Genomic DNA, 6,078 nt, shown 5'->3' on the forward strand with positions numbered 1-6,078 from the left:
ATTAGGATTAATAGAGTAATATGTTAAAAAATGTAAATAGGTAGAAAGGTGTTCGACATTTTTCTAATTGTCAAATGGTATTGTTTTCTATATGATAGATTACGTTGATACTCATTAAATTCAGTGAGGATTGACACAACAAAAAATGAAGTTAGGAGGTTTATAAAATCATGTCATTACCAGAAAAAAGACTTTTAAGACAGCAAACAGAAGTGACTGGATACAACTCAGAGACAGGTGAAGTAACAAATAAATCAACAACTACTGTTACTAAGGTTCCTAATCAACCAGAGTTCATAAAATTGTATTTAAGAGATATTCTCTACCTTAGTGATCTACAAACAAACCAATCTGGATTGTTGCTTCAACTACTAATGAGAATGAACTATACAAACGAAATAGTTTTAAATTCTCATGTGAAGAAAGAAATCGCTAAACAGCTTGATATATCTACTGGAACCATAGATAACAATTTATCAAAATTCGTAGAAGGGAAAATCCTTGAAAGAGTTGGTAGAGGTGTTTATACAGCAAATCCATATCTATTTGGTAAAGGAGATTGGGCAGATATCTTCCAAAATAGAGAAAGTAAAATCAGTCTCTCAATCGATTATGATATGAACGGAAGAACTTTCCAAAGTGTCATTAATCAAATTCAAGAGCAAAAAGTTCAACAAAAAGAAGAGGTTAAAATTGAACCAGAAGCTCCTACCAAGGAACTCAAAGCAGTATGAGTAAATTAGCTGATAGATTCAGAGAGATCCCCAAACATTTACAACAAGTCACCTCTGGACAAGCCGAGCAAGCTCGAAATACAAATTTAGTAGAGTTCTTATCTGGAAGAGAAGATCTTGTTAAAGTAGATAATCATGGTCGATACAGACTAAAAGACCATGATAGCCTTATTATCAGAGGTTCTTTTTATTGGTGGAATAGCAGAGGGATAGAAGGTAATGCAATTGACTTTATGCAAGTTTACTATGGAATGGACTTCAAGACAGCAGTTGCAGATCTAACCAACAGTTCTTTTTCTACGGACACAAAAAAAAGACTTGAAAGTGCGACCAACACTGTACAAGTCTCCAAAGAATTTTCTTTACCAACTATTCAAAAAGATATGCGAAGAACGTTCGCTTACCTTATAAAAACCAGATGTATTGATAAAAGTATAGTCCAAAATCTCGCAAAAGAAAAGCTAATGATGCAGGATGAACGTGGTAATATCGTCTTCCCCTGGATCACTAACAACCGAGAGGTTGTAGGAGCTGAACTGAATGGAACACTCACTGATAAACGTTTCAAAGGTGTTTCGGAAGGTTCCGAATACGGATATGGATACAACATCAGCATAGGTACTCCCAAGCGTTTATGCGTATTTGAAAGTGCAATAGACCTACTTTCGTTTTGGAACATCTACAAAGGCGTACAAGACGTTCTCCTGGTCTCTATGGCAGGATTGAAAGAAGAAGTCATAGAAGGCTTCCTGAAACGTTATCCAAGCCTCACTGAAATCCATTTGGGCGTTGATAATGATATTGCTGGAAAAACATTTATTGAAAGCGTACAAACTAAAATAAAGGCATCTCCGATGTTACCACCTAACCAGTGCAAAGACTGGAATGACTATTTAAAACAAAAAAGCCAGGGCTAGCAGCCCTGGCTTTTTTATTCGCTTTTTGTTTCTTCAATCCACTGATTAAATTCAGTTCGTGGAATTGCTTTTACATTAAAGTCCATATCCGATCCATGTTCAGCACATCTGCCATAAAATATCCCGCCTGCTTCATTAGCATTTTTTTCATCAAATTCGAGCCAAAATTCATTGGCGTTGTCAGGCTTTGTATCCATTTTTCCACCAACGGCAGGAATCCAGAATGAATGTCCAAAATCGGAAGGCAACAGCTTGAAATAAACCTTTTCATTTGTAGGAACCACTAAGTCATTAATTGTAACAATTTCTTTATTTGGATATGAGAATTCCCAACTGTCCTTATTCGCCTGGACATTTATAATCAGTGGTTTATCCGAGGTCTCCATATCCTCTTTTTCTCCTACAATATCCAGGTCTTCATTTTTTACTTTTTTTTCAAATTCCTCTCCATTTTCACCTTTTACATCTCTGTTTCGTAAATAGATCGAGTCGATCTTCGCTTCTTCTATAGTAGCCTCTACTGTTATTTCTAATGTGACTTCTGGTTTTACATTTAAGAAGCCATTATTCATTAATTTTTGTTCCTCTGTTTCTTCACCTGCATGTCTTATCCTATCAAATGGAATTTCGTTTAATTCGACATCTGTTTCGTTTTCAATAACCATATCTAATTCAACTGCATCAATAGGTTTTCTTACTTCATCCGTTGTGTTAGTGTACTTTATTTTCCATTGCAACTTAGCAAATTCTTCTCTTAACGCTCCATTATCTTTTATTAACCGAGTATCAAGTATTTCGTAAGTCCCATGTTCTCCTTTGTATGTATTACTATTCTCTTTCTTTTCTTGAGAGCATCCAACCAGTAACAATACCAGTAGACTGCATAATATCAGTATTTTTTTCATCTTTCGCACACCCGCTTTTCCCTCAATGTTTCAAATGGAAACTTCTGGAGTAATTCATTAAATAAGTCTTGCATTTGGCTGTGAAATGGTTACTGTAAAAAAAATAAAAAAAACTCGTTTTTCCTAAAAAGGATTATGGACTCTTTTTTGATATTAAAGATAGACGAATTTTTAAGGGGGAATTTCAGTATGAATTTTGTATTGATGTTTTTGTTGGAAGCAGGAAGAATTTTGGCTAATCTGATACGGGATCTTCAAAAGGATGATCCCGTCACAATGGAACGCAACAACCTCGGCTGGAAGTTCAGCATTCCAAAGTCCATTTTTCTCCTACTCATTTTGATGGCACTATTAAAGTAAGCATTTATGCTTACTTTTTTTATTGCGGCCGCATCTACCTTCTATTGCCTAAAAGCACTAACGCTCTATCAATTTTCTTTATTGTCTTCGACATACCGAAATCCTGAATTTTTGTATGTGGTTCCTCGGTCTTCCGTTTAATTGTCCTTTTCAGCTTCAAAGACAACACCCCTTACCTGGATTTTTCTTGAAATTAAAATGCTTACCTTTATTTTTCTTGGAAAACCAAGATGAATCTTCATTTCCAAAACTTCCACCAGGATTTCCTTTTACTTTCTTCAAGTGCCAATTGTTGCTTTGCTTCCAAAGATTCTTTAAGGGAAAGCATGAGCTTCTGATCACGTTCTTCCAAATGATGATTTATGTAATCCTGTTGCTTCTTTAACTCACTTAGAAGCTCCTTATTAAATTCCATTTGCTGTTGCTTGAACAACTTGAATTCTTCCAATAGGTCGCTATAACGTGCGACATAACTGCTTTCCTGTGTGTCAAGCTCTGTTATGGAGTTTCCATTTTTCCATGCTATCACTGCTTTCGAAGCCTGTTCAAGCGTCATATCACTACCACTTTTAAGTTCTTTGAACTTTTTCAAAACGATAATATCATGATCGAAAAATGCTCTGTGACCATGTTCGTTTTTTAAAAACTCATGACCGTTCTTCTCCAGAATCAAACAATATTTCCTTAAAGTGCTTTCCTGGATCTGTAAGGTTACAGCTACATCGTTAGAGCTGTAAACCGCTTGTGATTGTTGCGTTTCATTCGACATAGCATCCACCTCATTGTTATAACATTCAACATATCAGCATGAAAATCCTTTTCAAAATAAAAAACCGCCCCTATTGAAACACTGTTATCCCGCCAGTGTTCAGGAGTGGTTTTTTATGTGCGTAGCACTTCTGTCAAAAGTTCGGCACTGATTTCCCTGTAAGAAGAAACCATTTTAATTATACGATAATTTAATCTCTACTCGTCAAGACTGTGATACCATTCATGACCCAGTTCTTCGGCTTCATCTTCTGTCTTCAAATCAAATTGCCAATACATCGCACCAAACAACTTCTTAGTAGCCTCTTTGTCCAAATTAAGTTCTTTACAAGCCAACAACATATAACCAATAGCTTCTCTATTCGTCATAATGAACTCCTCCAAACTGAAAATAAATTCACCTTTTTTCTCTATGATACCCTATGTTTTACGCTAAACCATTGAATTTTACAATGCGGGACAGGAAAAAAATTAACGGAGATAGTGTTCCACAACTACACTTACTCTTGAATGCCCCAAGGCCTCGGATACCTCTTGAAGAATCTCTCTGTCATAGCCACGATAGAGCGTTATATCACGCTCTGGTGGAGCCTGCTCTTGCAACTCTTCATAGAGATTCCTGGCATATTCATGCCGAAAGGCATGGTTGTCAATTTTGTTGGTGTAATTATCAAAAAGATAAGTTTGAGAGTTATTGTAAAGGTCTTGGAATTGTTCTTTTGTGAGGGGATCTCTTTCTGGAATATGAGGAAAGTGCTGTTCAATCGTTGCTTGCATTCGGTCAAGACATGGAGCTTCCCGATAGCGGCCACCCTTTTCAATGACAGATACATAAATTTTGCCGTCATAACGGTATAACGATACATCCTTCACTTGATAGTTTCCACGATAGATAGATTCTCTACGAACTCCAAAAGCCTTGGCAAAGTCAATTTGCTGTCTGTAATTTTCAGGATTGTACTTACGATCATGTTCACGATTTACTCTTGAACGTTCGGCATCTCGATAACTTCTCAACTGCAGGCCGCATTCTTGTTTTGTAAGATTGTGATTGAAGATTTTATTAAATGCGGACATGTCTTTACTTACAGTCCAAGGAGATTTACCTCTCTCTTGACGTTCTTCGAGATACATTTTGGTGTGTTGTCTTTCAACATCTTGAATATTTTTCACTTCTGGATAATGCTTTTTCATCCAGTGCGAAAACTCTTGTGCCGTTTGTTTATATGCTTCCATGGTTTTGATGCTATGAATGCCAGGAGCTTTTGCAGGGTTCCATTGAATACTTCGTTTTTCGCATTCTTGGCGATAATGTCGCTTTGCTTCATGTTTACTTTGACCGATCCTGTTTAAATTTTGGTTCATATGCTTATTGATTTGATGAAATAAACTGCCTTGTTTGCGTCTGCTCAAATTATCACTCCTTCCAAATATTTTCGTTTGCATCCAATTCAAATTTATCTTTAGGATTTGGAATCCACCCCTCGCTGATCAGCTCACCAGATGCGTTATAACACCAAAAGTCAAAATCACCTTCTGGAACACGAATGACGACATATCCATCGTTATGACGAATTACTATTTTTCTTGTATTTTGCATTAAACTCACCTCCTATTTCTAAAAAAGGGCAGACTTACCCTATGTAAAATTGTTAAGATAATAGCTTTTTTGACGACACAAACCCAAAATTGGGAAAAGCCAACAGCCTTGCTGTGGTGTCTTATAACGCCTTTAAATCAATGATCTTTGCCAGCTTGCAGTTTCCTTTGGGGTGAAAATAATCGTCTTCCTTCGTCAGCCGTTTATTTTCCCCTGCTTCCGTAAAAAAAAGTGGTAAAAACCCTTTGCTTCGCAAGTCAATATTCGCTTCGCTCCCATTGACAAAACCTTCCTCCCTAATGTTGTTTTCCTCTTAACCAAATAATGATTCTTCTGAAACTCGCTCCGTTCTTAAAGGTTTTAGCGTTCCGTAGGAATCGCCCATTAAAATTATGCCTTTTGCCTTTCAAAATACTTTTCGAATCTGCTGATCCTCCTTCTGTTAATATGATTTATTTGCTGTTATCCATGTAACGTGATCGCTACTCCTGATGTCTGTGACATATTACATCATAGATTCGACAGACGGAAATATTCATTTCGGCTAACGCCAACATGACGGAACAGAAAAATCCCTGGGCCATGCCCATTTTTTTTTTTTTCCTGTCCCGCCAAAAAAGATTTTTAAAGATTAAAAGATTAAAAGTGAAAGGGTGAAAAAAGAGAGTAAAAGATAATATAAGAGGCTCAATTTACAGAGAGTGGCTTGAACCCTTGATAATACTGGTTTTTTCATCGTTTTAAGAACAAATGTTTCTAATCCACCAGATTAGAAGTTCTCATCCACCAGATTC

The 6,078-nt window shown here is 36.6% G+C and carries 8 protein-coding genes; 3 read left to right on the top strand and 5 right to left on the bottom strand.

The window, feature by feature from the left end:
- Positions 1-170: 170 nt before the first annotated feature.
- Together J7E32_RS20610 and J7E32_RS20615 are read left to right on the top strand one after the other, a co-directional pair.
- On the top strand, positions 171-734 hold the full coding sequence (locus J7E32_RS20610) for a replication/maintenance protein RepL (protein WP_214911288.1): 564 nt from the start codon (positions 171-173) through the stop codon (positions 732-734).
- A complete protein-coding gene (locus J7E32_RS20615) occupies positions 731-1,651 on the top strand; it encodes a DUF3991 and toprim domain-containing protein (RefSeq protein WP_214911290.1) in 921 nt (306 codons plus the stop codon). The genes J7E32_RS20610 and J7E32_RS20615 overlap by 4 nt, the downstream gene beginning before the upstream one ends.
- A 14-nt stretch (positions 1,652-1,665) precedes the next feature.
- On the opposite strand, the gene J7E32_RS20620 is transcribed toward J7E32_RS20615, so the two are convergent.
- Positions 1,666-2,556, bottom strand: coding sequence for a cytochrome c oxidase subunit II (locus tag J7E32_RS20620; RefSeq protein WP_286183655.1), 891 nt, complete (start codon positions 2,554-2,556; stop codon positions 1,666-1,668).
- 189 nt (positions 2,557-2,745) lie between these two features.
- On the opposite strand from J7E32_RS20620, the gene J7E32_RS20625 reads away from it, so the two are divergent.
- Positions 2,746-2,916, top strand: coding sequence for a hypothetical protein (locus J7E32_RS20625; RefSeq protein ID WP_214911292.1), 171 nt, complete (start codon positions 2,746-2,748; stop codon positions 2,914-2,916).
- Between the two features lie 238 nt (positions 2,917-3,154).
- Here J7E32_RS20625 and J7E32_RS20630 read toward each other — a convergent pair whose 3' ends face one another.
- From J7E32_RS20630 to J7E32_RS20645, 4 genes are all read right to left on the bottom strand, one after another.
- Positions 3,155-3,685: a DUF3967 domain-containing protein gene (locus tag J7E32_RS20630; protein WP_214911294.1), complete on the bottom strand. Its 531-nt coding sequence runs from the start codon at positions 3,683-3,685 to the stop codon at positions 3,155-3,157.
- 197 nt (positions 3,686-3,882) lie between these two features.
- A complete protein-coding gene (locus tag J7E32_RS20635) occupies positions 3,883-4,053 on the bottom strand; it encodes a hypothetical protein (RefSeq protein ID WP_214911296.1) in 171 nt (56 codons plus the stop codon).
- Positions 4,054-4,155: 102 nt separating this feature from the next.
- Complete coding sequence (locus J7E32_RS20640) at positions 4,156-5,097, bottom strand: site-specific integrase (RefSeq protein ID WP_214911298.1); 942 nt, start codon at positions 5,095-5,097, stop codon at positions 4,156-4,158.
- Positions 5,098-5,101: 4 nt separating this feature from the next.
- Positions 5,102-5,284 (bottom strand): hypothetical protein, encoded by a 183-nt coding sequence (locus J7E32_RS20645; protein ID WP_214911300.1) that lies wholly within the window; start codon positions 5,282-5,284, stop codon positions 5,102-5,104.
- Positions 5,285-6,078 lie beyond the last annotated feature (794 nt).

The organism is Bacillus sp. ISL-55 (assembly GCF_018613155.1).
GTDB lineage: Bacteria > Bacillota > Bacilli > Bacillales > Cytobacillaceae > Mesobacillus.